Origin of the sequence: Nocardia sp. NPDC023852 (assembly GCF_040639505.1) — a bacterium.
GTDB lineage: Bacteria > Actinomycetota > Actinomycetes > Mycobacteriales > Mycobacteriaceae > Nocardia.
Map to the genome: position 1 here is coordinate 313,814 of NZ_JBFAAB010000002.1, position 26,793 is coordinate 340,606.

A 26,793-nucleotide genomic window follows, 5' to 3' on the forward strand; every position below is an offset into this window, starting at 1 on the left:
TTGACCGATGAACCGGATCAACTCGATTCGGCGAAGGAGAAATATGTCCACCGACACCGATTCCGTACCGCTGACGTCGCCGCGGGTAGGCGTTTCCGCACGTCTGGCCAGTATCGGTCGCAATGACCTACCAGCCTCGATTGTGGTTTTCCTTGTCGCCCTTCCCCTTTCGCTCGGCGTCGCGGTCGCTTCCGGCGCCCCCGTCGCCGCGGGGCTGATCGCGGCCGCCGTCGGCGGCGTCGTCGCCGGACTGCTCGGCGGCTCCGCGGTCCAGGTGAGCGGGCCGACCGCGAGCCTCACCGTCGTCGTCGCCGAGAGCGTGCACCACTTCGGCTGGGCCGCAACTTGTTTCATCACCGCCGGCGCCGGAGTCCTGCAGATTCTGTTCGGGCTCAGCCGCGTCGCGCGCGCCGCACTGGCCATCGCCCCGGTCGTGGTGCACGGCATGCTCGCGGGCATCGGCGTGATCATCGCGCTGCAGCAGGTGCATGTGCTGCTCGGCGGGAGTTCGCTCAGCTCGTCGTTCGCCAGTCTCGTCGCCCTGCCGAATCAGCTGAGGTCCGTGCACAACGGCGACCTGTGCATCGGCCTCGTCGTCATCGTCATCCTGATCGTCTGGCGGTTCGTCCCGGGTGGGATCAGGGCGATTCCGGGACCGCTGGTGGCGGTAGTCGCCGCGACCGTGTTGTCACTGGTCGTGCCCACCCATGTCGAACGCATCGTGCTGGACGGCTCGCTGATGGACTCCCTCGGCCTGCCCGCGGTGCCCTCCGGCAGTTGGGCGGTCATCGTCCTGACCATGGTCACGATCGCTCTTATCGCCAGCGTGGAGAGCCTGCTGTCGGCGATCGCGGTGGACAAGGCGCGGCCGGGCACCCACACCGACTTCGATCGAGAACTGATCGGGCAGGGATCTGCCAACGTTGTCTCCGGCCTGCTCGGCGGCCTGCCGATCGCGGCAGTCATCGTGCGCAGCCTTACCAACGCGCACGCGGGCGCGCGCAGCAGGGCGGCGACGGTGCTGCACGGAGTCTGGATCCTGCTGTTCGCGGTGGCACTGGCCGGGCTGGTACGGCAGATCCCCACCGCGGCGCTGGCGGGGCTGCTCATCCTGATCGGTATACAGCTGATCAAGCTGGCGCACATCCGGCTTGCCAGGCGCACCGGTGACCTATATGTCTACGCGACGACTGTCTCGAGCGTCGTGTTCCTGAACCTGTTGCAGGGCATGGTGATCGGGCTCGCGTTCGCGTTCGCGCTGCTGTTGTGGCGGGTGGTCCGTGCGACAATCACCGCAGAGCAGATCCCCGGCTCCCGGCGCTGGGTGGTCACCATCGACGGCACCTGCACCTTTCTCGCGCTGCCGAAGCTGACCGCGGAACTGGCCAAGGTGCCCGCCGACGCCGATGTGACCGTGGAGATGACCGTCGACTTCCTCGACCACGCCTCCTACGAACTGATCACCGATTGGGCTCGACGACGCGAATCCGCTGGCGCCACCGTCGAATTCGCCGAGATCGGCAGCGCGCGGATGGCCACGGCCCTGGCCGGACCGCCCGAGCGCGGACACTCCAGGCAGGTTATCGACCAGGTGATCGGACCGTGGCGGCGCACCGGCAACCGGGAAAATCTGATCGTGGCGGGCATCGCCGCCTACCACCGCGGCCACGCTCACCTCCTGCGCCCGCATCTGGACGGGCTGGTGCATCGGCCCGACGCCGACTCGTTCTTCCTCACCTGCGCGGACGCGCGCATCGTGCCCAACGTCATCACCAACAGCGGACCGGGTGATCTGTTCACCGTCCGCAATGTAGGCAACCTGGTCCCGACCCCGGGCGGAGACGTTTCGGTCGAGGCCGCGCTGATCTACGCGCTGGAGCAGCTGGACGTGCGCGCAGTGGTGGTCTGCGGCCACTCCGCATGCGGGGCGATGGACGCACTGCATCGTGAGGTGCAGGCGGGGCCTGGGCTCGGTGACTGGCTGGCGCACGCGCGGCCGAGTCTGGAACGCTACCGGCTCGGGCACCCGGTGGCCGATGCGGCGGCTCTCGCGGGGTTCGGTGAGGTGGACCAGCTGGGCATGGTGAATGTGGCGGTGCAGCTCGAGACGCTGCACGCGCATCCGATCGTCCGCAGGGGCATCGAGGAGCGGGGCGTCGCGGTGTCGGGGCTGTTCTTCGACATCGCCACGGCGCGAGTGATCGAGGTCACCGTCGACGGCATCGCAGAGTTCGGCGATGAAGACATCGCAGCGGAGCCTGCCTGACGGCGGGCAGGGCGGGAATGCGCCGGTCCGGCCCCATCGGCCCGGCATGACTGTGCGGCAGGCCACAGCGATAACAGCGGAGCCGAAAGTGGCGAATTACACACAATCCGCCGACTTCTCAGGCTTTGCTAAGTCTTTACCAATAGACTTGTTACGGTTTACATCTCGACCCATCGCTGTGTCGGGACTGCTTCACCGCGAGATGCCGGTTCGCGGTCTTGTGCCCTGCTGGACATGTTGATCGTCAACCGACTTCGGCGAACCTGCCGAGTCGGCGAAGGAGAGTCATGGCTATCGATCACGATTTAGCCCCGCCACTGTCGCCACCCACAGAAACCGGCTCCGGCCGCAGTTCGGAACCCCTGTCCGGCCGCCTCACGTCGATTCTTCGCCATGATGTGCCCTCCTCGATCGTGGTCTTCCTGGTCGCGTTGCCGTTGTCGCTCGGCATCGCCGTCGCCTCCGGCGCTCCGGTCGCTGCAGGTCTGATCGCCGCCGTGATCGGCGGCATCGTCGCCGGACTGCTCGGCGGCTCGGTCCTACAGGTGAGCGGCCCCGCCGCCGGTCTCACCGTCGTCGTTGCCGAGACGATCAGCCAATTCGGCTGGAAGACAACCGGTTTTATTGTCTTTGCGGCCGGTCTTCTGCAAATCGTGTTCGGGCTCAGCCGGATTGCCAGAGCGGCATTGGCGGTGGCGCCGGTGGTGGTGCACGCGATGCTCGCCGGTATCGGCATCACCATTGCGCTGCAACAGGTTCACGTGCTGCTCGGCGGTTCGTCGCACAGTTCGGCGTGGAAGAACATCACCGAGCTGCCCGGACAGTTGATGTCGCTGCATGGCGGTGGCACGTTCATCGGCGTGGTCGTGATCGCGATCATGGTCGGCTGGAAGTACCTGCCCGCCAAGGTCCGTGTGGTTCCCGGCCCGCTGGTAGCGGTGCTCGCGGGCACCGTGCTGTCGCTGGTGTGGCAGACGGGCGCCGAGCGAATCGTCTTGAACGGGTCGCTGTTCGATGCGATCGGTCTGCCGCAGCTGCCCAGTGGAGACTGGTCGGCAGTGGTGGTCACCATTATCACCATAGCGCTGATCGCGAGCGTGGAGAGCCTGCTGTCCGCGGTGGCGGTGGACAAGATGCACTCCGGCAAGCGCACCAACTTCGACCGTGAACTGATCGGCCAAGGGTCGGCGAACGTACTGTCGGGCCTGCTCGGCGGCCTGCCGGTCACCGGCGTCATCGTGCGCAGCGCCACCAACGTCCAGGCGGGCGCGCGGAGCCGGGCGTCGGCGGTGCTGCACGGCGTCTGGGTCCTGGTGTTCTCGGTGCTGCTGGCCTCCGTGGTGGAGCAGATCCCGAAGGCGGCGCTGGCCGGACTGCTCATTGTGATCGGCACCCAGTTGGTGAAGCTCGCGCACGTCAGGATGGCCCAGCGGACGGGTGACCTGCTGGTGTACACCGTCACCGTGCTCAGCGTGGTGTTCCTGAACCTGCTCGAGGGCGTCCTGATCGGTCTGGGGGTGGCGTTCGGCCTGTTGCTGTGGCGGGTGGTCAAGGTATCCATCACCGCCGCGCAGATCCCTGCCTCGCAGCGCTGGCTGGTCTCCATCGATGGCTCGGCCACTTTCCTCGCACTGCCGAAGCTGTCGACGCAGCTCGCCAAGGTGCCCGCGGACGCCGAAGTGACGGTCGAGATGACCGTCGACTTCCTCGACCACGCGGTCTTCGAGGCCATCGAGGAGTGGGCGCGTCAGCAGGCGAACAACGGCGGCAGCGTCGATTTCGTGGAGATCGGCGGCGCCAAGATGGCCAACGCGGCCGCGGGACCGCCCGCGCGCAGCTTCGCGCGTTCGGTTTGGGACGACATCCTCGGTCCGTGGCGCCGCGACGAGTCGCACGCGAACCCGGTCGCGGCGGGCATCGCGGCCTACCACCGCCGCCACGCGCACGTGGTGCGACCACACCTGGACGTGCTGCGCGACAAACAGGACCCGGATTCGTTCTTCCTGACCTGCTCGGACTCGCGGGTCGTACCGAATGTCATCACCAACAGCGGTCCCGGTGACCTGTTCACCGTGCGCAACGTAGGCAACCTGGTGCCCGTCGAAGGTGATGCCTCGGTCGAGGCCGCGCTGGTCTTCGCGCTGGAGCAGCTCAACGTCCGCTCTGTGGTGGTGTGCGGGCACTCCTCGTGCGGAGCGATGGCGGCGCTGCATTCCGGGACCGAGGTCCCGGGCGTCGACGCATGGCTGGCGCACGCGCGGCCGAGCCTGGAGCGGTTCCGCCTCGGCCATCCGGTGGCGGCCGCTGCGCAGGCAGCCGGGTTCGGCGAGACGGACCAGCTCGGCATGGTGAACGTCGCGGTGCAGTTGGAGATGCTGCACCGGCACCCCGCGGTGCGCAAGGCGGTCGCCGAGCGTGGCGTCAGGGTGTCGGGGCTGTTCTTCGACATCGCCACCGCGCGCGTCATCGAGGTGACCGTGGACGGGCTGGCGCACATCGACGATGCCGGTCGCCGCGACACTCCGGAGCTCGTGTGATCGACGGGGATGGGCGAACCCGACCGGGCTGCACGGCTCGGGCGGGTTCGCCGTATCCAGGCACAGGGGTGCGGCATTCGGTGGGGGAGATTTCTCGTACCCTGGGGACGTGACCGCTGACCTGGAAACCAGCTCGACGGAGAAGCGGACCGGCTGGCGCGCCTTCCGAACCGGGCTCGCGCGCCGACCTACGCTGAACCTCGCCTACCGGATCGGGGTCGCGGTGGCCGGAGTCGCCGTGCTCGCCGTAGGCATCCTGGCAATTCCGTATCCCGGTCCCGGCTGGGCGATCGTGTTCGCCGGTCTTGGCATCCTCGCCACCGAATTCGCCTGGGCGCGCCGGATACTCGGCTGGCTGCGGAGCAAATACCAGCAGGGTATGGCGTGGTATTCGGCTCGGAGTCCGGTCGTGCGAGTGTTCGCGGCGTTCGCTACCGCCGCGTTGGTCGTGGCGACATTGTGGGCACTGGGAACGTTCGGGATCGTGGGTAGCTGGATCGGAGTCGAATGGGAATGGTTGCGCAGCCCCCTGCAGCGGTGAACAACGTCCCGGGGCGAAGGCTCACCGAGCCCGAGTGGCTGGCCGCGCGGATCGCGGAGATGGGCCGCTCCTGGGGGACGGCATCGCCCAGGATCGCGGGCACGTTGTGGTGGTGCATGGTCGCCTCCGCGCTGGTGGAAGGGATCACGCGGGCGTACGCGCACGGCGAGGGCGCGCCGGATGCCGCGCTGGACCGGCTGGACTGCGAGGTGCGTCCCGACGGCGGGATCGAGCGGGTGCACAGCCGCTCGGCCCACGAGCCGGTCGGCCGCGCCGCAGGGCTGGGCGAGACGCTGGCCGCCGTGATCGCGCCCATCGCCGAGGTGTCCGGCTCGGGTGCGCCGTCGCTGTGGGCGATTGCCGCCGACGCGATCGGCAACCGCTCGCTGGACGCTGGTTCGCCCGCCGCGGGCGCGCGGCTGGCTGCCGAGATCGGCGGCAAACTGCCGGCGCCGCGATTCGTCGAGATCGGCGGACGCACCTTCGTGCGGCGCATCTCCTGCTGCCTGGTGTTCGAGGTCCCGGGCTGCGAAATGTGCACCAGTTGCCCGAAACGACCCTCCGCCGAGCGCGCGGCGCTGCTGGCCGCCCTCGCGGCCGAAAGCTGAGGTGTGCTGCCGCTACCCAGCTGGTACGGCCTGAAGACCCGGAGAGGTTGGGGTGCACCAAACGCCGGGCCTGAACGCGGATCCCGCGTCACCCGACTAGTGCGGCTTGAAGACCCGGAGAGGCGGGACAGTAGCATTGTCGCGCCGGAGCCAACACGCGATCGGCCCCCACCCAGCGGGGACCAGCCCACGCCAGAACGCCAAGGAGAGCGCATCCGTGACCACCTCAGCCCCCATCAGCCCAGTCGCCCTCGTCCGGGTGCCGGCCGGGACGACGGCGGGCGCCGCGGTGCGTGCGGCGGGACTACCCACCAAAGGCCCGGAGACCGTCGTCGTCGTCCGCGTGGACGGTGAGCTGAAGGACCTGTCCTGGACTCCCGACGCCGACATCGACGTGCAGCCGGTCGCGGCGAACACCGACGACGGCCGCAACGTCATCCGGCACTCCACCGCGCATGTTTTGGCCCAGGCTGTGCAGGAGGAGTTCCCCGACGCCAGGCTGGGCATCGGCCCCTACATCAAGGACGGCTTCTACTACGACTTCCAGGTTCAGCGGCCGTTCACCCCGGAGGATCTTGCCAAGCTGGAATCCCGGATGAAGAAGATCGTCAAAGGCGCGCAGCGGTTCTCGCGCCGCGTGGTCGAGGTCGAGGACGCCAGGGCGGAACTGGCGAAGGAGCCGTTCAAACTGGAACTGATCAGTGACAAGTCGGGCATCGACGACCCGGAGGTCATGGAGGTCGGCGGCAAAGAACTGACCATCTACGACAACCTGGACCCGCGAACCGGTGAGAAGGTCTGGGGCGACCTGTGCCGCGGACCACACATCCCGACCACCAAATTCATCCCGGCGTTCAAGTTGACCCGCAGCTCGGCCGCGTACTGGCGCGGTGACCAGAGCCGCGAAGACCTGCAGCGCGTCTACGGCACCGCGTGGGAGTCCCAGGAGGCGCTCGACGAGCACATGCACCTGCTGGCCGAGGCGGAGCGCCGCGACCACCGCAAGCTCGGCCTGGAACTGGACCTGTTCAGCTTCCCCGACGAGCTCGGCTCCGGCCTTCCGGTGTTCCACCCCAAGGGCGGTATCATCCGCAAGGAGCTCGAGGACTACTCGCGCCAGCGGCACGTGTCCGCAGGCTACGAATTCGTCAACACCCCGCACATCACCAAGGGCCACCTGTTCGAGGTCTCCAAGCACCTGGACTGGTATGCCGACGGCATGTTCCCGCCCATGCACCTGGACGCTGAGCTCAACGCCGACGGCACCGTCCGCAAGCCGGGCCAGGACTACTACGTCAAGCCGATGAACTGTCCGATGCACAACCTGATCTTCCGTTCCCGCGGACGGTCGTACCGGGAACTGCCGCTGCGGCTGTTCGAATTCGGCTCGGTCTACCGCTACGAGAAGTCCGGCGTGATTCACGGCCTGACGCGGGTACGCGGCATGACCCAGGACGACTCGCACATCTACTGCACCCAGGAGCAGGTGACCGAGGAGCTCACCAGCATCCTCCAGTTCGTGCTGAACCTGCTGAAGGATTACGGTCTGGACGACTTCTACCTCGAGCTGTCCACCAAGGACCCGAAGAAGTACGTCGGCTCGGACGAGGTCTGGGAGGAGGCCACCGCGACCTTGGCGCGGGTCGCCGATGCGTCCGGCTTGCAGCTGGTGCCGGATCCGGGCGGGGCCGCCTTCTACGGACCGAAGATCTCGGTGCAGGCCAAGGATGCGCTGGGCCGCAACTGGCAGATGTCGACCATTCAGCTCGACTTCTTCGAGCCGGAACTGTTCGAGCTGGAGTACACCGCCCCCGATGGCACCAAAAAGCGGCCGGTGATGATCCACCGGGCTCTCTTCGGCTCGATCGAGCGCTTCTTCGGCGTGCTCACCGAGCACTACGCGGGTGCGTTCCCCGCATGGCTCTCGCCGGTGCAGGTCGTCGGCATCCCGGTGGCGGAAACCTTTGTACCGCACCTGGATCGGGTGATCGACCGATTGCGGGACGAAGGTATCCGCGCGCAGGTGGATCGCAGCGACGACCGGATGCAGAAGAAGATCTTCAACAACACCGCGCAGAAGGTGCCGTTCATGCTGCTCGCCGGTGAGCGCGATGTGAACGCGGACGCCGTGAGCTTTCGGTTCCGCGACGGCACCCAGGTCAACGGCGTGCCGGTGGATGACGCGGTGGCCACCATCGTCGCGTGGATCGCCCACCGGGAGAACGCGTCGCCTACGGCCGAGGGTTTCGAGATTCGATCAGCGGACAAGGCTCGGGCATGACCGAGCGCACGGTGCCGGACGGGCTCGCGGATCTGGGCGAGACCGCGGCGTCGGACGAACAGAAGAGGATCGTCGACACGGGCGCCGGGGAACCCGATCGGCTGCTGCGGTTGTGGACGCCGTATCGGATGTCCTACATCGCGGAGGCGGCCACGCCAGGTGCCAAGGACTCGACGGGCCACCCCTTCACGGACATCCCGAAGATGTCCGACGAAGACGGATTGGTCATCGCCCGCGGCGAGCTGGTGTACGCGGTGCTCAACCTGTACCCGTACAACCCGGGGCACATGATGGTGGTGCCCTACCGCAAGGTGGCCAACCTGGAGGACCTCACCGAGGCCGAGAGCGCCGAGCTGATGGCGTTCACCCAGCAGGCCATCCGGGTGATGAAGAAGGTGTCCCGGCCGCACGGCTTCAACGTCGGCCTGAATCTCGGTGGGGTGGCGGGCGGCTCGCTGGCCGACCACCTGCACCAGCACATCGTGCCCCGCTGGGGTGGTGACGCGAATTTCATCACCGTCATCGGCGGGGCGAAGGTGATGCCGCAACTCTTGCGTGAGACCAGGGCGCTGCTCTCGGCGGCCTGGAAGGAGGCGTAGATGAGCGGGGCGGGTCGACTGTGCTGAGCTTCTTCGGCCGCGAAACGTTCGCCAAGGCGACGGCGCCGCTGGGCAGGGCACTGGTCAGCACGGGACTCACTCCCGATGCGGTGACGCTGATCGGCACGACCGCCTCGATCGCCGCCGCGGTCACGTTGTTCCCGACCGGACACCTGTTTTGGGGAGCCATCGTCATCTGGCTGTTCGTCATGTTCGACATGCTCGACGGCGCGATGGCCAGGGCGCGCGGCGGAGGAACGAAATACGGTGCGGTACTCGACGCAACCTGTGACCGCGTGGCCGACGGCGCGATCTTCGCCGGCCTGGCCTGGTGGGCGGTCTTTCATGAGCAGCACAGGCAGCTGTTCTTCGCGACGCTCGTCGTCCTGGTGACCTCACAGGTGATCTCATACGCCAAAGCCCGCGCTGAGGCCAGCGGGCTGTCCGCGGACGGCGGTATCATCGAACGCCCGGACCGGCTGATCATCGTGCTGGTCGGCGCGGGATGCACCGGCATCGGCGGCTACTGGGGCATCGACTGGCTCACCTACGCCGTCCACCTTGCGATGTGGATTCTCGCGGTGCTCAGTATCGTCACCGTCTTCCAGCGGGTGCTCGCCGTGCGCAATTCGCCGGGGGCGCGCGATGTGATCCCCTCCGGGCAGCCGCGGAATCCGAGCACGGGAGCCGCCGGTGCCACGGGGCTCCCGTCGTGACAACACCCTGTGCCGAGCGCCGATACGTCGACGAAGGCAGCGGGACATCTGCGGTGGCGGGCTGGGGACGAGAAGTGGGGGAGATCGAATGAGCATCGGGGAGCGGCTCGGTGCCGCCGGATACGTGGCAGGCTGGCGGCTGGTGCGTGCGCTGCCGGAGCAGACGGCCCGGCGGCTGTTCGACTTGGGTGGTGACCGGTTCGCCTGGCGCGCCAACCGAGATTTCCACGCGGGCGGACCACCGAATCAATTGCGACGGAACCTGGCCCGTGTGCTGGGGGTGCTGCCTGCCGACGTGCCGGACGAGCTGATCAGCGCGAGCATGCGGTCGTATGCCCGGTACTGGCGTGAGGCGTTCCGGCTACCCGCCATGGACCACAAGGCGATCGACTACTGGGTCGACGGGCTGCCGTTCCTCGATGCCGCGCTGGATGAGGGCCGCGGCGTGGTCTTGGTGCTTCCGCACTCCGGCAATTGGGACATTGCCGGTGTCTGGTTGGTGCAGCACTACGGCAATCCGACCACTGTCGCCGAACGGCTGAAGCCGGAATCGCTGTTCGAGCGGTTCGTCGCCTATCGAGAGAGCCTCGGCTTCGAAGTGTTCCCACTGACCGGCGGCGAGCAACCGCCGTTCCGGCAGCTGGCGGCGCGCCTGCGGGAAAACAAGATCGTGTGCCTGATGGGCGAACGAGACCTCACTGGCAGGGGGGTCCCCGTCCGGTTCTTCGGCGAGCGCACCTGGATGCCCGGGGGCGCGGCGAAACTGGCCATCGAGACCGGCGCCGCGCTGCTGCCGGTGCACGCGTGGTTCGATGTCGATGCCGAAGGGCGCGAGAGCTGGGGCCTGAAAGTCGAAGGCCCGCTGGATGTTTCCGGTGGCGTGGCGGCGGCTACCCAGGCATTGGCGGACCGTTTCGCCGCGAATATCGCCGGACACCCTGCCGACTGGCACATGCTGCAACCGCTGTGGGAAAGCGACCTGTCCCCGGAGCGGCGCGCCGGAATCGCCGCCGCGCAGGCGAGCATCCGGGTCGAACGGGGAGACGAATTGCCATGAAGATCGGCATGGTCTGCCCCTATTCGTTCGACGTCCCCGGCGGAGTGCAGGCGCATGTGGTCGAGCTGGCGCGGGTGTTCATCGAACGCGGGCACAAGGTCAGCGTGCTCGCGCCCGCGGCGGACGACACGCCGCTGCCGGAGTTCGTGGTGTCGGCGGGACGCGCGGTCGCGATCCCGTACAATGGCTCGGTTGCCCGATTGTCCTTCGGCCCCATGGCCTATACCAGGATTCGCCGTTGGATCGATGGGAACGACTTCGACGTGCTGCACATCCACGAGCCCAACGCGCCGAGCCTGTCCATGCTCGCGCTGAAGATCGCCGAGGGTCCGATCGTCGCCACCTTCCACACCTCGACGACGAAATCGTTGGTGCTGAGCACATTTCAGGGAGTGCTGCGGCCCTATCACGAGAAGATCTCCGGCCGCATCGCCGTCTCCGAGCTGGCACGACGCTGGCAGGTGGAGGCGCTGGGGTCGGACGCGGTGGAGATCCCCAATGGCGTCGACGTCCCCGCGTTCGCCAGGGCGCCGATGCTGCCCGGCTATCCGCGTGCGGGCGGGACCGTGCTGTTCCTCGGCCGCTACGACGAGCCGCGCAAGGGCATGGAGGTCTTGCTCGGGGCGCTGCCCGACCTGGCGCGCAGGCATCCGGAGGTGGAGATCCTCATCGTCGGGCGCGGTGACGAGGACCGGCTGCGCCGTGAAGCGGGGCCGCTCGCCGGGCACCTGCACTTCCTCGGCCAGGTATCCGACGAGGAGAAGGCCTCGGCGATGCGCAGCGCCGACGTCTACGTCGCGCCCAATCTAGGCGGGGAGAGCTTCGGCATCATCCTGATCGAGGCGATGGCCGCCGGAACGGCCGTCGTGGCCAGCGAACTGGATGCCTTCCGGCGGGTACTGCGCGACGGGGCGGCGGGCGTGCTCGTCCCGGTGGGCGATTCCGCCGCCTTGGCCGCCGCGCTGCACGCCGTGCTCACCGACGAGGTGCGCAGGGAGGCGCTGGTGCACACCGCGACGCAGGTGGTGGGTGAGTATGACTGGCCAGTGGTGGCCGAACAGATCCTGCGCGTGTACGAAACGGTGACCATCGGCGACACCCGGGTGCGCGCCGCCGGATGATCACCTTCTCCGCGACGACGGTCCTTGTCCTCGCTCTCATCGCTGCGGTGGTCATTGCGATCGGTCTCTGGGCGTACTCGACCGCCAACCGGCTCGACCGGCTGCACGTGCGCTCCGACCAGTCCTGGCAGGCGCTCGACGCGGCGTTGGCACGGCGGGCGGTGGTCGCCAGGTCGGTCGCCTTGGCCATCGCGGGCCCGTCCGATCCGACGCGGTCCGAGCAGGCCAGACACCTGTCCGCGCTGGCGGGCCGGGCCGAGCGGGCCGGGCCGGGCGATCGGGAGACCGTCGAGAACCAGCTGTCCTCGGCGTTGTCGGCGGTCGACATCGGAAGCCTGCGCCCTCAACTTGTCGCCGAGCTGGCCGACGCCGAAGCGCGCGTGCTCATCGCGCGCCGCTTCCACAACGACGCGGTGCGCGACACGCTCGCGCTGCGTACCCGGCGCCCGGTGCGCATCCTGCACCTCGGCGGCACCGCGCCGCTGCCGTCCTACTTCGAGATCACCGAGCGTGCCACGCCCGCCGCATCCACCGGACTCGCCGTGGACACCATCCGTACCACCGCGCGCATCGTGCTGTTCGACGAGAACGACCGGACCCTGCTGATGCGCGGCAACGACCCCAAGACGCCGGAGGCGTCGTTCTGGTTCACCGTCGGCGGCGGGGTGGAGCCGGGGGAGAGCCTGCGCGCCGCCGCCGTGCGCGAGCTCTACGAGGAGACCGGGCACCGGGCGGACCCGGACAGCTTGCGCGGACCGATCTGGCGTCGGGTCGCGGTGTTCCCGTTCAACGGCGATCTGATCCGCTCCGAAGAGTTGTTCTTCGCCCTGCGCGTGCGCAGTTTCGAACCGCATGCGGCGAACCAGACCACGATCGAACGTCGCTCCATCACCGGCCATAAATGGTGCACCGTCGAGGACATCGTCGCGCTGGACCGTTCCTGCGAAACCGTCTACCCGTATCACTTGGACGAACTACTCGCCGAGGCCGCCGAGGCCGCCTCCGGATCCGCCGATCCTGAGGTCCGCTCCATCCGCTGACCGGCTCGTGTGGATGTGTGATGTGCTTCACGGTCGTGATAGCGTCGCGGTGAATCATGCGCCCGGAGGGTAGTGCTGTCAGGGACGCCCTCGAATTCGGCGTCGTGGTCCCGATGAAGGTGGGGCCGATCTCGCTCGGTGTGGAGGTAGTTGGTTTCATGTCGTACCTGTTGTTCGATTTCCTGTTACCCCTTGTGGGGCCCGCCACCGCGGAGTACTGGGCGCAGTTGCTGGTTGTCGGCCCGCTCTGACGCGGTACCCGGCAGGGCCCGGGCAGACCGTGGATCGCCGGGACGGCACGGATGCCGCGCCTTCCCGGTGTACGCCGGGATATCCGAGATCGCACCAGGCCAGTGCACTCCAACTGGCTATCAGGTGGCCTTTTTCGGACGCCTAGAATCGTGTCGTTCGAATCCGAGCGACCCGATTGGCGCACATGACTCAGGAGTTTGCCGTGACCACGCCCGAGACCACCCAGACCGTCGGTACCGCCCGCGTGAAGCGCGGCATGGCCGAGATGCTCAAGGGCGGGGTGATCATGGATGTCGTCACCGCCGACCAGGCCAAGATCGCCGAGGACGCGGGGGCGGTCGCGGTGATGGCGCTGGAGCGAGTCCCCGCCGACATTCGCGCGCAGGGCGGCGTGTCCCGGATGAGCGACCCGGACATGATCGAGGGCATCATCTCCGCCGTCTCCATACCGGTGATGGCGAAGGCCCGCATCGGCCACTTCGTGGAGGCACAGATCTTGCAGAGCCTCGGCGTCGACTACATCGACGAGTCCGAGGTGCTCACCCCGGCCGACTACGCCAACCACATCGACAAGTGGAACTTCACCGTGCCGTTCGTCTGCGGCGCCACCAACCTGGGTGAGGCGCTGCGCCGAATCACCGAGGGTGCGGCCATGATTCGCTCCAAGGGCGAGGCAGGTACCGGTGACGTGTCCAACGCCACTACACACATGCGCAAGATCCGCCAGGAGATCCGCAAGTTGTCGTCGCTGCCGGAGGACGAACTGTTCGTCGCGGCCAAGGAGCTGCAGGCCCCCTACGAGCTGGTCCGCGAGATCGCTGAGACCGGCAAGCTCCCCGTTGTGCTGTTCACCGCGGGCGGCATCGCCACCCCGGCCGATGCCGCGATGATGATGCAGCTCGGCGCCGAGGGCGTGTTCGTCGGCTCCGGCATCTTCAAGTCCGGCAACCCGGCGCAGCGTGCCGCCGCGATCGTCAAGGCCACCACCTTCTACGACGACCCCGACGTGCTGGCCAAGGTGTCGCGCGGCCTCGGCGAGGCCATGGTCGGCATCAACGTCGAGGAGATCGCGCAGCCGCACCGGTTGGCCGAGCGCGGCTGGTGAGCACCAGCCGGTAGCGTCTGCCGTGTGGAGTTGCGGCAGTTGCGATACTTCGTGGTCCTGGCGGAGGAATTGCACTTCCGCCGGGCCGCGGAGCGATTGTTCATCTCGACACCAACCCTCAGCCAGCAGATCAAGGTCCTGGAACGTGAGCTGGGCGGTCCACTGCTGCTCCGGGAGCCCCGGGTCGAGCTGACCGCCGCCGGTGCGGTGCTGCTGCGCACCGGCAAGGACGTGCTGCGTGCGATGGACGAGGCGATCCGGGAGACCAGGCGCGCGTCCGCCGCCGGTGCGCCGGTGCTCCGGCTCGGCCTGCTGAACGGTGTTCCGCCGTGGCTGCCGATACGCATCGAAAAGCTGCTCGTCGCCCACTTGCCCGGCACACGCATGGTGCTCACCGGGGGGACCACAGCTGATCAGATTCGCCTGCTCGACGACGACGAAATCGATATAGCGCTGGTCCGCGCACCGGTGGACCTGCCAGAGCGCTTCGCGCAGCGTCCGGTCGCGCGCGAGGAACTCGGCGTCCTGATGTCGGCGCGACATCCGCTCGCGGGCTCCGAGCTGCTCGACCCGGCCGACCTCGTCGGCCAGGAGCTGATCTTGTTCGTACGTGAATCGGCTGCGGGCCTGCATGATTCGCTGCTGCGCACGCTCGCCGGCCAGGGTGCCCGGGTTCGGCTCAGCGACAGCGCTATGGGGCACGCGCAGATGCTCGCGGTGCTGCCGTCGCGGCCCGACATGATCGGGCTCAGCTCTGCGCGCGCGGCCGACGTGCCCGGCCTGGCCTGGCGGCCGCTGCGCGGCGCACCGCTCAAGGTGACCTACGCGGCCGCCTGGCGTACGGCCGTTCGCCATCCCGCGGTCGCGGCACTGGTCGCCGCGCTGGCGGGCGAACCGTTGGCGGAGTAGGAGCTCGAGGGGCGGCGTTACGTGGATTCAACCCTCACGACGCCTAGAATGTTGTCTCAGAGTTCCCACAATCGCGCTCAGTAGCTTCGCAATTCGATGGCCCATGCGGGCCATGTCGTGCCCTCTCATCGTCGGGATAGATCCGAACGCAAAGGACGAACAGTTGAAGCTTCGCATGACCGGACGCCTCGCCGTCGCAGGCCTGGCCACCGCGGCCGCCCTGAGCCTGGCGGCCTGTGGCAGCGACGACAAGAGCGACTCGCCCAAGCCGGCCCGCACCACGACCAGCGCCTCGGCGACCGCGAACGTGCCTGCCCCGCCCACCGTCGACGAGCTGAACGCTCTGCTGCAGCGTGCCCTCGATCCGGCGGTGCCGAACGAGGACAAGCTCGACCTCGTGGAGGGTATCGAGGCCGACCCCGGCCTGCCGAACCGCCTGGCCGAGGCGTACAAGCAGGCCAACGCCTCGGCCGTGGTCACGGGCGTCACCGCCTTCGGTGACAGCGTCACCGCGCAGGCCAAGTTCACGATCAACGGTCAGGAGAACCAGGTCGATGTCCCCTTCGTCCTGGAGGGCGGCAAGTGGAAGGTCCAGAAAGCGTGGGCCTGTCAGGCACTGAGCAACCTCAACCAGCAGTCCCCGGCCTGCGCCGCCTGACCGATATCTCCGGTTGCCGACGATCGGCGGCAACCGATCCAGGCCCGGTCGCCGCGCGCTGCGGCGGCCGGGCCGCCCAGTGTCCGCAACCTGCGATGTTAGTTCACGACTAACGCGAGTTCGGCAGTGCGACATAGACACCCGGCCGCTTCGATGGTCGGCTGGAGGCATGACAATAAGCACGACAACACTGGAACGCGTCCTCATTGTGGGTGGCAGTTCCGGCATGGGACTCGCCTTGGCCGCCGCGCTCGTCGCCGACGGTGCGGAGGTCACCATCGCTGGCCGCTCGGCCGAACGGCTCGCCAACGCCGAGCGGGCCCTTGCCGATGGGCCGGGCACGGTGCGCACCGCCGTCGCAGACATCACCCGCGAAGCCGACCTCGAGCGTCTGTTCGCCGACGTCGGATCGGTCGATCACGTCGTTGCCACCGCCGCCGACGTCACCGGCGCGTACCGGCCGGTGGCCGCCTTCGACGCCGACCAGGCCAGCAGCCTGATTTCCACCAAGTTGATCGGCCCCACCCTGCTGGCAAAACATGCGCGGTTCCTCCTCGGCGGCTCGCTCACCTTCACCTCCGGTATCGCCGCCTACCGCCCAGCTTCTGGCGGCGCGATGATCGCTGCCGTCAACGGCGCCCTCGCTTCGCTCGGCTACGCCTTGGCGATCGAGCTCGGCCCTGTCCGTGTCAACGTGATCTCCCCGGGCTGGGTCGACACCCCGATCTGGGACACCATCGTCGGCCCCGCGAAAACCGAACGCCACCGGCAGCTCGCCGCGCGCTTGCCGGTCGGCCGCATCGGCCGACCCGACGACATCGCCCACGCCATGCTCGCCGTCATGCGCAACCCGTTCATCACCGGCACCGTGCTGCACGTCGACGGCGGCCACCGCCTGGTCTGACCGGCCCTGCCCGCTGTACGTCGGTTGGTCCGCAGTGTGTCCGGGCGCGGGAGAAGTTCGCGGCCAGGCGGTGACAGAAGGTAACGAGGGTGGAGACGGAGATCGTTGGTCCAGGCGTCGACGGCGGTCCGGGAATGGCTGGTATGAGGCGTCTCGAAACCCGGGGAAGTAGGTAGCCGCGCGCGAGGAGTTCTATCCCACACTGTCCTCATCTACCCGTAGCGCAGGGCGGTCGGAATGATCCCATCGAACGAAAAATGTTGGCGTGTAAGGGTTCTCGCGGTCGTGCCGCAGCAGCGCGGGAATTGTCCATTCCGCTTCGGGTGGGGTTCCGCGCCGGAGGGCCGCCTCGGACATGTCGAGTCGGACGGTCAGGTCCGCGTCGAGCTGGCGGCCGGAGAGCATCGGGCCCGCGATGACGATTGTGGTCTCGGGCGGCGCCGTGCGGATCGTCGCGCGCGCCGAGCGGTCGGAGGCTTCGTCCCAGAGGGCCGGAAGCCATCGGCCGTGGTCGCGCAGCGCATCGACCACTTCGCGGCGCAGCGCCGCGAAGTCGAACCACGCTGTGCGATAAGACATCTCGTCGGTGCGGCCGAACTCCATGCGCAGTGCGGCGGGTCGTACGTAGTCGTGCACCGAGACCACGGCGGCTGATCGGCCGGTGTCATGCAGGGCCGCGGCGACCCGGTCGGCGAACGCGACGGGCTCGGCTGCGTCCGCGCCGTCGATGGCGATCACCGTGTAGGTGTGTGTGGTCAGGACGTGGCGGATCACCCGGTCGACGAGTCCATGGCGGGTGGTCGGCAGAAAACGCGGCACCTGTCCATCTCAGCAAACGCGGGTCGCCGCCGACATGGCGGTCACCGTGCAGCGGCACAGGCCCGTGCCGGGGCCGCCGACGGCCGAGAGGTGGCGCGGCGGTCCGTCGGGATAACCTTCAGCGCATGGCGACAATCGAAGAGGCGCTGGAGATAGAGCGGCTCGAGCGGGACATCTTCCGTGGCGCGTCCACCAAGACCCAGCTCGCACGCACGTTCGGCGGACAGGTTGCCGGCCAGGCACTGGTGTCGGCGGTCCGGACGGTGGAGCCCCGGTTCCAGGTACATTCGCTGCACGGGTACTTCCTGCGGCCGGGCAACCCGCAGGAGCCGACGGTCTATCAAGTCGAGCGGATCCGCGACGGCCGCTCGTTCTGCACCCGGCGGGTGACCGGTATCCAGGACGGTGCCGCGATCTTCACCATGTCGGCCTCGTTCCACGTCGGCGATCAGGGTCCCGAGCATCAGGACGTGATGCCCGAGGTACAGGCGCCCGAAGAGTTGCCCGATGCCAGCACCTCGATGAGTCCCGAGCTTCTGTGGGCGATGCGCGAGTGGGAGCACTGGGACATCCGTATGGTGCCGCGAGAGAACGTGTCTCGCCGCGACGGTGTGGTCTCCCCGCAGCAGGTGTGGTTCCGCTACCGGCACCCCTTGCCCGACGACCCGCTGTTCCACGTCTGTACCCTCGCGTACATGAGCGATATGACGCTGCTCGGCTCCTCTAAGGTCATCCACCCCCACGAGCCGACCCAGACCGCGTCGCTCGACCACGCCATGTGGTTCCTTCGTCCATTCCGCGCCGATGACTGGCTGCTCTACGATCAGGCCTCTCCCTCGGCGGGTTTCGGCCGTGCCCTGACCGGCGGCAAGATCTTCACCCGCGAGGGACAGCTGGTCGCCGCCGTGGTCCAGGAAGGACTCATTCGGACGCTGCGGGAGAGCTGACCGGCGTCCGCCGTTCTCACGGGTGGTGACGGAAACCCCGGGCGGCGACCGTGAGCGGGCCCACAGCGGCGCGGCTCGTAAGCTTTCCGGCGTGAACGCTTCCTCGGTCGCCGCATCCGCCGCCGACGCCGGACGGGCGCAGTCCCGTCCCACCATCGGTGTGCTCGCGCTGCAGGGCGACGTCCGGGAGCACGTCGCGGCGCTCACGCACTGCGGTGCCGAACCGGTGCTGGTCCGTCGCGAATCCGAACTCGCCGCCGTGGACGCGCTGGTGCTGCCCGGCGGTGAGTCGACCGCGATCAGCAAGCTTCTGGAGGCATTCGAACTGCTGGAGCCGCTGCGCGCGCGGTTGCGCGACGGGATGCCCGCCTTCGGGTCCTGCGCGGGCATGATCCTGCTCGCCTCGGAGGTGCTCGACACCCGCCCGGACGCCAAGCACCTGTCCGGGATAGATATGACGGTGCGGCGCAACGCGTTCGGCCGCCAGGTCGATTCCTTCGAGACCGATTTGCGGTTCGCGGGACTGGAGGGCGGCCCGGTGCGGGCGGTGTTCATCCGGGCGCCGTGGGTCGAGCGCGTGGGCCAGGGCGTCGACGTGCTGGCTACTGTGCCGGACGGTCCGGCCGCCGGTCGGATCGTGGCGGTACGGCAAGGCAACGTCCTCGCGACGTCGTTCCATCCCGAGGTGACGGGCGATCTGCGGGTACACCGGATGTTCGTCGAGCTGGTCCGGGCGGCTTAGCCGGGGCTGGGCCGTCGTGGACGCCCGAGTAAGCTGGGGGAGTTGTCCGCCCGGCTGTGCCGGTACCGTACACACGACCAGAAGTGCCACCGACCTGAAGGAAGTAGGGGAATGAGCGGCCACTCCAAATGGGCCACCACCAAGCACAAGAAGGCTGCGATCGACGCGAAGCGCGGCAAGCTGTTCGCGAAGTTGATCAAGAACATCGAGGTGGCGGCCCGGACCGGTGGCGGTGACCCGGATGGCAATCCGACGCTGTACGACGCCATCCAGAAGGCGAAGAAGGCGTCGGTCCCCAATGACAACATCGAGCGCGCCCGCAAGCGCGGCGGCGGCGAAGAGGCGGGCGGCGCCGACTGGCAGACGATCATGTACGAGGGTTACGGCCCCAACGGTGTCGCCGTGCTGATCGAGTGCCTTACCGACAATCGCAACCGTGCCGCGGGAGAGGTGCGTGTCGCCATGACGCGCAACGGCGGCAACATGGCCGACCCGGGCTCGGTGTCCTACCTGTTTCACCGCAAGGGCATCGTCACTCTGGAGAAGAACGGCCTGTCCGAGGACGACGTCCTGATGGCGGTGCTCGACGCCGGCGCAGAGGAAGTCAACGACCTCGATGAGTCCTTCGAAATCATCAGCGAGCCCGGTGATTTGATCGCGGTGCGCACCGCCCTGCAGAGCGCGGGCATCGACTACGACTCTGCCGAGTCCGGCTTTCAGCCGTCGGTGTCCGTAGCGGTCGACGCCGATGGCGCCCGCAAGGTGATCAAGCTGGTCGACGCGCTCGAGGACAGTGACGACGTGCAGAACGTCTACACCAACGTCGATATTTCGGACGAGGTCCTCGCCCAGCTGGACGACTAGTCGGACAGCTGCTCGTAATACTGCTGCATCGCGGGGTAGTACTCGCCGAAATCGGGGCGGTCCGTGCCGGAACGGGCCGCCTCGAGCATGCCCAGGTAGTACTCCCAGCCGGGGCCGACCTGGGGGAGCTGGGCGATCTCGGTGTCGGTGGGCAGGTGGTGGCTGAACCGTAGTTCTGTGATGCCCGCGACCTCGGCCAGTACCAGCTCCAGCCGCCACGCGCCCGCGTCGTCGATCGCGGACACGGCCAGCCGGCGCGGTGGTTCGCACGCGTCGATGTGCAACTCCATCCACGGTTGGTCGTCTTCGAAAGCCATTTGCACCTTGATCGTTCGCCCCGGTCCCGGCTCGCCCACCCACGGGCCGAACCAGCGTGCGGTGCGGTCGGATTCGGTCACGCTGGCCCACACGTCCCCGATCGGGGCGCGGTAGGTGCGGATCAGCACCAGGTCCTTTCCGGTGTCCGCGGAAAACAGCCGCCCGGTGGGTCGCTTCGTCATGCCGTGTTCTCCCTTGTCGCGTCCTGGTCGCCGGAGCGGCGCTCGCGCCTGGTCCGGTAGACCTCGGTCTCGAGTGCGTCGAGGTGGTCAGCCCAGGCGGCGGGCCGGTGGAATCGGTCGAGCCACTCGGTGAGGGCGGTCAACGGCCCGGTGTCGAGCACATAGAACCGCTGCCTACCGACGAGTTCGTCCCGGACCAGCCCGCTTTCGCGTAGCACACGCAGGTGCCTGCTGACGGCGGGCCTGCTGATCGCGAAATGCTCCGCGACCGCGCCCGCGGTGAGCCGGGTTCCGTGCAGCATCTCCATGATCTCCCGCCGAACCGGATCGGCGATCGCGCCTGCCACCTCGTCCACGACAAAAGCGTAACCATGTGGTTACGCTTTTGTCCATGGTGGTCGTGAGACAGCTCGGGTGAAGTTTCGCGACCGGTCGGTGATTACCGCCGGTGCAGAAAGGGAGGGTGTGTCACTCCGCGATCTTGGTGCGATCGCACCACTCGTAGACCGGCAGTCGCCCTTCTGGCGTGTCCTGCTCTCGCCGGGTGACCTTGAAGTGTTCGTATCCGCCCCGGAACGGGACTTTCAGCTCGATCCCCGGCGGAGTGATCGGGACGATGCGTGCGGGCAAGTCTTGCGGCCCGCCCTCGAGGACAGCCTTCACAACATTGCTCATCCTCGGATGGTAGAAGCGCTACTGCTCGGATCGTGGGAATTTCAGGGGACGGTGAGTACCAATTTGCCCACAGTGCGGCCGGTGTCGCCCGAGGCATGCGCTTTCGCCGCCTCCGAGAAAGAAAAAGTTCCGGCGATCGTCGGGCGCAGGGCGCCGGAATCGACGAGCTCGGCGAGCGCGCGCATCCCCGCGTAATCGTTCTCGACCAGCATCCGGACCGCGCGCACGCCGAGCGCGTTCGCCTCGGCCGCGAGATCGACGGTCCCGAAGGCGCGCAGCGTCACCAGCAGCCCGCCTGGACGCAAGGTGCGCAGCGAACGGATGCTGTTCTCGTCGTCGACCGAGTCCAACACCACGTCGACATCGTGGACGACCTCGGCGACCTCGGTGCCGCGGTAGTCGATCACCTCGTCGGCGCCGATCCCGCGCAGGAAATCGTGATTGGGCGCGCTGGCCGTGCCGATGACGTACGCACCCCGCGCCTTGGCGATCTGTACGGCGAAGTGGCCGACGCCACCGGCCGCCGCGTGGATCAGCACCCGCTGCCGGGCGCTCAGCTCGGCGGTGTCTACCAGTGCCTGCCACGCGGTGAGCCCGGCCAGCGGAATCGCGGCGGCCTGCACATGGTCCAGGCCGGCCGGTTTGTGGGCGAAGGCGCGGGCGGGGCCGGCGGCGTACTCGGCGAAGGCGCCGTGGCCATTCGGGTAGGGAAGCATGCCGAAGACCTCGTCGCCCGGGCGGAACAGGGTGACGCCGATGCCGGTGGCCGCTACCTCGCCCGACACGTCCCAGCCGAGCACGAACGGCGGCTCGGGAAGAAACAACCCGGCGACGGCGCGGTGCCGCCAGTCGGTCGGGTTGAGTCCGGCCGCGCGCACCCGGACAAGTATCTCGCCGGGGCCCGGAACCGGTTGTGGGAGCTGTACTTCGGTGAGCACCTCGGGGCCACCGAGGACATTCTGACTGATAGCTCGCATGGTCGCGGTGGTGTCGGTCTCGATCATGGATGCCAGCCTGCCGCTCGGTGACCGCAGAGGAAATGGCACAATTGCCATTCTTCGATATGATCGCGCCATGACCGTGGTAAACACGGCCGCACCTCATCGAGTGGTGGTGCTGGCCTTGGACGGGGTGTATCCCTTCGAACTCGGCATCCCGAACCGGGTGTTCGGCAGTGCCACAGGCAGATATGAAATCCGCACCTGCTCGATCGATGGCCGCCCGGTGCGCACCTCAGCCGACTATGACATCGCCGTCGCGCACGACAGCGGCGCACTGGAGACCGCCGACACGGTCGCCTTGCCCGCCTGCGACATCTCCATGACTCTGGGCGGCGAGTTGCCGCGGCCGGTGCTCGACGCATTCGCTCGCATCCGGCCGGGTGCCAGGATCGTCGCGATCTGCACCGGAGCCTTCGTCGCCGCAGCGGCCGGACTGCTAGACGGCCGTCCGGCGACGACCCATTGGAACCAGGCCGAGGTGTTCCGCCGCGCCTTTCCGCGCGTGCGCCTCGATCCCGGCGTGCTCTATGTCGACGACGGTGACGTCCTCACCTCAGCGGGCGCGGCGGCGGGGGTCGACCTGTGCCTGCACCTGGTGCGTCGCGATCACGGCAGCGCCGTCGCGAACGCGGTCGCGCGCCGCTGCGTCGCCCCGCCGTGGCGCGACGGCGGCCAAGCGCAGTACATCGAGCAGCCCGTCCCGCCCGAGACGTCGACCGGGACCGCCGCCGCCCGGCAGTGGGCGCTGGAGAACCTGACGCACCCGGTCACCGTCGACGAGCTGGCCATCCGAGCGCGGATGAGCAAGCGCACCTTCGCCCGCCGCTTCCGCGACGAGGTCGGGATGAGCCCCGGCCGCTGGCTCATCCAGCAACGTGTCTTCCGTGCCAGGCACCTACTGGAATCCACCGAACTGACGGTCGACCGCATCGCCGGAGAGGTCGGATTCGCCACCGGCACCTCCCTGCGCCAGCACCTGTACGAGTCGATAGGTGTGTCCCCGCAGGCCTATCGGCGCACCTTTCGTGCCGGGGCCACCGTCGCGCGAGCTGAACGGTCCCGGCCTGACCGGTGATCGGGTGTGGTGGCGCGCGGGTCAGGTCGCGGCGGGAACGGGCAGGCCGACGCGGGCGACGATCCACGGCAGCGCCGAAGTGAACGCGGCCGAGGCGAATTGCCAGGTGTGGCCGCCCTGGCTGGTGTGGATGGTGCAGTCGATGCCGACCGCTTGTCCCGCGGCGCAGAGTTTCTCGGCGGCCCCCACCTCGCCGGGATCGGGAACTCCGTCGTGACCGCCCATGCCGACGGTGTCGTCGTCGGCGACGGGCCCGTGATTGCCTCCTCGCGAGCGCTGCGGCGGGGTGAGGTCGTCGAACAGGCCCGCCATGCCGGTGTAGGGACCGTGGGCGGCCATGACGGTGAGCGGGTCGAAAACCGCCCACTGGGCGGTGTCACCGCCGAAGAGGCGGGAGACGGTCTGGTCCTTGGTGCCGGAGGACGGGCCGAGGTCGCCCGCGATATCGACGAACGTGTGGACAAGTTCGGGGTGCATGACGGCGAGGTCGACCGCGCATGTGCCGCCCATCGACCAGCCCACCACTGCCCACTGCGCAGGATCGGCGGAGGCACCGAACTGAGATTCGATGTAGCCGGGCACGTCCTTGGTCAGGTGATCGGCGGCGTCGCCGCGCGGACCGTTGACGCACTCGGTGTCGTTGTTGAAGCTTCCGCTGGAGTCGACGAAAACGAGGATCGGGGCGCGCCCGCCGTTCGCCTCGGTGAACCTGTCCACGGCGGGCATGATCTGGCCACTGCGGATCCAGTCGGCCGGGGTGTTGAACTCGCCGCCGATCATCATCACGACGGGCAACGCGGGCGGGGTCGGTCCGGCGAACCAGGCAGGCGGCAGGTACACGTACTCGGTGCGGTGCGGAAAGTTGCTGCTGGAGTCGGGAATTCGCACCGGCACGACCTTGCCGTCGGCGACGGTGGTGTTCCGCAGGGCGGGCAGCGCCGACATGTCGGTCTGGTTCGGCAGTGGGCCCGCGGTCAGCGCGCCCCATGCGGATTGCACGGTGGGGTAATAGCCCACCCACTGGTTGAGCACAATACCGGTGCTCAGCAGCGCGAGCGGAATGGCGAGGATCGCGACCCCGCGCCGCCACCAGTGCGTGCCGCGCCAGCCGAGGATCGCCACCCCCGACGCCGTGGCCGTGCCTCCGACACAGGCCCACAACAGGGCGGGCGCAGGGTCGGATGCCAGCCCCTCGTTCGTCACATACCATCTCGCGGCAAGCGCCCCCACGACGCCGACCAGCACGCACACCGGCAGCTGGATCAGCCACCACTTCCTGGTGCGCCGGGCGACGGCGAGCACGAGGAACAGCACGGCGAGCACCTCGACCATCAGCGGTAACCAGCCGTGTAACAGCGAGATCCCGTGATGAAAGGCGATCTGATAGTTCAGATTCTGATTCGTTGGCGAAAGCTGTGGTGGAGCAGGAGTTGGAGGAGCGGCGAGTACGGACACCTATGGCATTGTCGAGACACTTCCTCGAGACCCGCTGTGAATCGGCTCCAGCGAACCTGGGTGGATGCTGTCCTCGCACACCTGACCGCACGGTTCTTGACCTGTCCATCGCGGCTGCGAGTTAACAAGTGCGGGTGCGAAGAGCGCGCAGAGGGCGGCGATGACGCATCTGACTTGTCGTGCCGCAGCCGCGGTCGAGGCAGAATGCGGACATGACCGGACTTGTGCTCGTGTGCGGGGATATCACCGAACAGAAGGTCGACGCGGTGGTGAACGCGGCGAACTCGTCGCTGCTCGGAGGTGGGGGAGTCGACGGCGCGATTCATCGGCGCGGCGGACCCGAGATTCTCGCCGAATGTCGCCGACTGCGCGCATCGCGGTACGGCAGGGGATTACCGACCGGAGCGGCGGTCGCGACCACGGCGGGTCGCTTGCCTGCCCGCTGGGTGATCCACACGGTCGGCCCGGTGTGGTCGGCTGCCGAGGACCGCTCGGCGCTACTGGCCTCGTGTTATCGGGAATCTCTTCGCGTGGCGGACGAATTGGGTGCGCGGACGGTCGCATTCCCGGCGATCTCCACCGGCATCTTCCGCTGGCCGATGGACGACGGCGCGCGGATCGCCGTCGACACGGTGTGTTCGACCGACTCGGCGGTGTCGGAGGTCAGCTTCGTCCTGTTCGACGAGTCCGCCTACGCCGCGTTCGCGCGGCAGGTCTCCGACAGCTGACTCGTGGTTCGACCTGGCATCGCGGCGACTGATCGCCGAACCGTCCCGTGCGTGGGCCGCCAGGGCGAGTTTCCCCGAGTTGCTCGGGCTACCCGCAGTGAGCACGGGGAAGCCATCACGCACGGCTCTGCCGGCGCCGTGTCGCAGGAGCACGAAACACTAAGCCTCCGCTAAACTCTCGAACAGTTGTTCGTGTCCTGTGAGAGGGGTATTTCGTGCGGGTGATGGGCGTCGACCCCGGGCTCACCCGGTGCGGCCTCAGCATCGTCGAGGGCGGGCTGGGGCGGAAGGTCACCGCCCTGGACGTAGACGTGGTCCGTACCCCTGCGGGCATGGACCTGGCCCAACGCTTGCTCCAAGTCGCCGACGCCGCCGAGTACTGGATGGACACCCACAAACCAGGGGCCGTCGCGATCGAACGGGTCTTCGCCCAGCACAATGTCCGTACTGCCATGGGTACCGCGCAGGCAGGAGGGGTGATCGCGCTCGCCGCGGCGCGCCGGGGTATCCCGGTGGCGTTTCACACCCCCAGCGAAGTGAAGGCGGCGGTCACCGGCAACGGCACCGCGGACAAGAAGCAGGTGACCGCCATGGTCACCCGCATCCTCGGTCTGCAGGCGGCACCGAAGCCCGCCGACGCGGCGGATGCGCTCGCGCTGGCTATCTGCCATTGTTGGCGGGCGCCGCTGCTGGAGCGGATGGCCGCGGCCGAGGCCAAGGCGGCCGCGGCGCAGCGGCGGTACAGGGAACGGCTTGCGGAACAGCGGAAGGCGGTGCACGGGTGATCGCGTCGGTACGCGGTGAGGTGCTGGAGATCGCACTCGACCATGCGGTGATCGAGGCGGCGGGCGTCGGTTACCGGCTCAACGCCACTCCGGCCACCCTCGGCGGACTCACCCGTGGTGCCGAGACGAGGCTCTTCACCGCGATGATCGTCCGCGAGGACTCGATGACGCTGTACGGCTTCGCCGACACCGAGGCACGCGACCTGTTCGGTCTGCTGCAGACCGTCTCCGGCGTCGGCCCCCGCCTCGCGATGGCGGTGCTGGCCGTGCTGGAACCCGAAGCACTGCGCAAGGCGCTCGCCGAGAGCAACGTTGCCGCACTGACCAGGGTGCCCGGTGTCGGCAAGCGCGGCGCCGAGCGCATGGTGGTCGAATTGCGCGACAAGGTGAATCTCGTCCCGGTGCAGTCCGGCCCGCCCGGATCCGCACCCGCGCCGGTGGTCACGCCGGTGCGCGATCAGGTGGTCGAGGCGCTCATCGGCCTCGGCTTCGCCGCCAAACAGGCCGAACAGGCGGTCGACGCGGTGCTGGCGGACCGGCCTGCCGCCGATACCTCCGCCGCCCTGCGGGCAGCGCTCGGCCTGCTCGGCAAGAACCGGTAAGGCGCT

28 protein-coding genes are annotated in these 26,793 nt (G+C 68.2%); 22 read left to right on the forward strand and 6 right to left on the reverse strand.

Annotated features, from left to right (window positions below; translation table 11 throughout):
- The first annotated feature begins 43 nt into the window (after positions 1–43).
- The 15 genes from AB0H00_RS05165 to AB0H00_RS05235 all read left to right on the forward strand — a co-directional run bounded on the left by AB0H00_RS05165 (position 44) and on the right by AB0H00_RS05235 (position 16,594).
- Positions 44–2,266 (forward strand): SulP family inorganic anion transporter, encoded by a 2,223-nt coding sequence (locus AB0H00_RS05165; protein WP_357261059.1) that lies wholly within the window; start codon positions 44–46, stop codon positions 2,264–2,266.
- Positions 2,267–2,553: 287 nt separating this feature from the next.
- The gene (locus AB0H00_RS05170) at positions 2,554–4,803 is read left to right on the forward strand and encodes a bifunctional SulP family inorganic anion transporter/carbonic anhydrase (RefSeq protein WP_357261062.1); all 2,250 of its coding nucleotides are present in this window, start codon (positions 2,554–2,556) and stop codon (positions 4,801–4,803) included.
- Positions 4,804–4,912: 109 nt separating this feature from the next.
- Positions 4,913–5,344, forward strand: a complete 432-nt coding sequence (locus AB0H00_RS05175; protein ID WP_357261064.1) for a TIGR02611 family protein — start codon at positions 4,913–4,915, stop codon at positions 5,342–5,344.
- Entirely contained in the window at positions 5,341–5,952 is a 612-nt protein-coding gene (locus AB0H00_RS05180) for a (2Fe-2S)-binding protein (RefSeq protein ID WP_357261066.1), read from the forward strand. The genes AB0H00_RS05175 and AB0H00_RS05180 overlap by 4 nt, the downstream gene beginning before the upstream one ends.
- A gap of 217 nt (positions 5,953–6,169) precedes the next feature.
- On the forward strand, positions 6,170–8,233 hold the full coding sequence (gene thrS / locus AB0H00_RS05185; protein WP_357261069.1) for a threonine--tRNA ligase: 2,064 nt from the start codon (positions 6,170–6,172) through the stop codon (positions 8,231–8,233).
- Positions 8,230–8,832 carry an HIT domain-containing protein gene (locus tag AB0H00_RS05190; RefSeq protein WP_357261072.1) on the forward strand — a complete coding sequence of 201 codons (603 nt, stop codon included), beginning with the start codon at positions 8,230–8,232 and terminating at the stop codon, positions 8,830–8,832. Before thrS ends, AB0H00_RS05190 begins: the two co-directional genes overlap by 4 nt.
- Before the next feature lie 20 nt (positions 8,833–8,852).
- Positions 8,853–9,548, forward strand: coding sequence for a phosphatidylinositol phosphate synthase (pgsA, locus tag AB0H00_RS05195; protein ID WP_357261075.1), 696 nt, complete (start codon positions 8,853–8,855; stop codon positions 9,546–9,548).
- An 88-nt stretch (positions 9,549–9,636) separates the two neighbouring features.
- Positions 9,637–10,605, forward strand: a complete 969-nt coding sequence (locus tag AB0H00_RS05200) for a phosphatidylinositol mannoside acyltransferase (RefSeq protein ID WP_357261078.1) — start codon at positions 9,637–9,639, stop codon at positions 10,603–10,605.
- Positions 10,602–11,726: a glycosyltransferase family 4 protein gene (locus AB0H00_RS05205; protein WP_357261081.1), complete on the forward strand. Its 1,125-nt coding sequence runs from the start codon at positions 10,602–10,604 to the stop codon at positions 11,724–11,726. Before AB0H00_RS05200 ends, AB0H00_RS05205 begins: the two co-directional genes overlap by 4 nt.
- On the forward strand, positions 11,726–12,766 hold the full coding sequence (locus AB0H00_RS05210; protein ID WP_357262382.1) for an NUDIX domain-containing protein: 1,041 nt from the start codon (positions 11,726–11,728) through the stop codon (positions 12,764–12,766). The genes AB0H00_RS05205 and AB0H00_RS05210 overlap by 1 nt, the downstream gene beginning before the upstream one ends.
- Before the next feature lie 56 nt (positions 12,767–12,822).
- Complete coding sequence (locus AB0H00_RS05215; protein WP_357261084.1) at positions 12,823–13,017, forward strand: hypothetical protein; 195 nt, start codon at positions 12,823–12,825, stop codon at positions 13,015–13,017.
- A 185-nt stretch (positions 13,018–13,202) separates the two neighbouring features.
- Complete coding sequence (pdxS, locus tag AB0H00_RS05220; RefSeq protein ID WP_357261087.1) at positions 13,203–14,123, forward strand: pyridoxal 5'-phosphate synthase lyase subunit PdxS; 921 nt, start codon at positions 13,203–13,205, stop codon at positions 14,121–14,123.
- A gap of 24 nt (positions 14,124–14,147) precedes the next feature.
- A complete protein-coding gene (locus AB0H00_RS05225; RefSeq protein ID WP_357261090.1) occupies positions 14,148–15,032 on the forward strand; it encodes a LysR substrate-binding domain-containing protein in 885 nt (294 codons plus the stop codon).
- Positions 15,033–15,195: 163 nt separating this feature from the next.
- Complete coding sequence (locus AB0H00_RS05230; protein ID WP_357261093.1) at positions 15,196–15,690, forward strand: hypothetical protein; 495 nt, start codon at positions 15,196–15,198, stop codon at positions 15,688–15,690.
- A gap of 169 nt (positions 15,691–15,859) precedes the next feature.
- Positions 15,860–16,594, forward strand: a complete 735-nt coding sequence (locus AB0H00_RS05235) for an SDR family oxidoreductase (RefSeq protein WP_357261096.1) — start codon at positions 15,860–15,862, stop codon at positions 16,592–16,594.
- A 192-nt stretch (positions 16,595–16,786) separates the two neighbouring features.
- On the opposite strand, the gene AB0H00_RS05240 is transcribed toward AB0H00_RS05235, so the two are convergent.
- On the reverse strand, positions 16,787–17,413 hold the full coding sequence (locus AB0H00_RS05240) for a hypothetical protein (protein ID WP_357261099.1): 627 nt from the start codon (positions 17,411–17,413) through the stop codon (positions 16,787–16,789).
- A gap of 125 nt (positions 17,414–17,538) precedes the next feature.
- On the opposite strand from AB0H00_RS05240, the gene AB0H00_RS05245 reads away from it, so the two are divergent.
- The 3 genes from AB0H00_RS05245 (at position 17,539) to AB0H00_RS05255 (ending at position 19,966) form a co-directional block, all read left to right on the forward strand.
- On the forward strand, positions 17,539–18,360 hold the full coding sequence (locus AB0H00_RS05245; RefSeq protein ID WP_357261102.1) for an acyl-CoA thioesterase II: 822 nt from the start codon (positions 17,539–17,541) through the stop codon (positions 18,358–18,360).
- 91 nt (positions 18,361–18,451) lie between these two features.
- Positions 18,452–19,102 carry a pyridoxal 5'-phosphate synthase glutaminase subunit PdxT gene (gene pdxT, locus AB0H00_RS05250; protein ID WP_357261104.1) on the forward strand — a complete coding sequence of 217 codons (651 nt, stop codon included), beginning with the start codon at positions 18,452–18,454 and terminating at the stop codon, positions 19,100–19,102.
- A 111-nt stretch (positions 19,103–19,213) separates the two neighbouring features.
- Positions 19,214–19,966 carry a YebC/PmpR family DNA-binding transcriptional regulator gene (locus tag AB0H00_RS05255; protein WP_357261107.1) on the forward strand — a complete coding sequence of 251 codons (753 nt, stop codon included), beginning with the start codon at positions 19,214–19,216 and terminating at the stop codon, positions 19,964–19,966.
- Here AB0H00_RS05255 and AB0H00_RS05260 read toward each other — a convergent pair.
- The 4 genes from AB0H00_RS05260 to AB0H00_RS05275 form a co-directional block, all read right to left on the reverse strand.
- Positions 19,963–20,466: an SRPBCC family protein gene (locus tag AB0H00_RS05260; protein ID WP_357261110.1), complete on the reverse strand. Its 504-nt coding sequence runs from the start codon at positions 20,464–20,466 to the stop codon at positions 19,963–19,965. The genes AB0H00_RS05255 and AB0H00_RS05260 overlap by 4 nt on opposite strands.
- Positions 20,463–20,822: a metalloregulator ArsR/SmtB family transcription factor gene (locus AB0H00_RS05265; RefSeq protein ID WP_357261113.1), complete on the reverse strand. Its 360-nt coding sequence runs from the start codon at positions 20,820–20,822 to the stop codon at positions 20,463–20,465. Before AB0H00_RS05265 ends, AB0H00_RS05260 begins: the two co-directional genes overlap by 4 nt.
- 112 nt (positions 20,823–20,934) lie before the next feature.
- Positions 20,935–21,141 carry a DUF5988 family protein gene (locus AB0H00_RS05270; RefSeq protein ID WP_357261115.1) on the reverse strand — a complete coding sequence of 69 codons (207 nt, stop codon included), beginning with the start codon at positions 21,139–21,141 and terminating at the stop codon, positions 20,935–20,937.
- A gap of 41 nt (positions 21,142–21,182) precedes the next feature.
- A complete protein-coding gene (locus tag AB0H00_RS05275) occupies positions 21,183–22,145 on the reverse strand; it encodes an NADP-dependent oxidoreductase (protein WP_357261118.1) in 963 nt (320 codons plus the stop codon).
- A gap of 70 nt (positions 22,146–22,215) precedes the next feature.
- On the opposite strand from AB0H00_RS05275, the gene AB0H00_RS05280 reads away from it, so the two are divergent.
- A complete protein-coding gene (locus AB0H00_RS05280; protein ID WP_357261121.1) occupies positions 22,216–23,217 on the forward strand; it encodes a helix-turn-helix domain-containing protein in 1,002 nt (333 codons plus the stop codon).
- Between the two features lie 21 nt (positions 23,218–23,238).
- On the opposite strand, the gene AB0H00_RS05285 is transcribed toward AB0H00_RS05280, so the two are convergent.
- Complete coding sequence (locus AB0H00_RS05285) at positions 23,239–24,672, reverse strand: alpha/beta hydrolase-fold protein (protein WP_357261124.1); 1,434 nt, start codon at positions 24,670–24,672, stop codon at positions 23,239–23,241.
- 212 nt (positions 24,673–24,884) lie between these two features.
- Between AB0H00_RS05285 and AB0H00_RS05290 the strand changes: the two genes are divergently transcribed.
- From AB0H00_RS05290 to ruvA, 3 genes are all read left to right on the forward strand, one after another.
- A complete protein-coding gene (locus AB0H00_RS05290) occupies positions 24,885–25,400 on the forward strand; it encodes an O-acetyl-ADP-ribose deacetylase (protein ID WP_357261127.1) in 516 nt (171 codons plus the stop codon).
- A 215-nt stretch (positions 25,401–25,615) separates the two neighbouring features.
- The gene (gene ruvC, locus AB0H00_RS05295) at positions 25,616–26,185 is read left to right on the forward strand and encodes a crossover junction endodeoxyribonuclease RuvC (RefSeq protein ID WP_357261130.1); all 570 of its coding nucleotides are present in this window, start codon (positions 25,616–25,618) and stop codon (positions 26,183–26,185) included.
- A complete protein-coding gene (gene ruvA / locus AB0H00_RS05300; protein WP_357261133.1) occupies positions 26,182–26,787 on the forward strand; it encodes a Holliday junction branch migration protein RuvA in 606 nt (201 codons plus the stop codon). Before ruvC ends, ruvA begins: the two co-directional genes overlap by 4 nt.
- The last annotated feature ends 6 nt before the right edge of the window (positions 26,788–26,793 follow it).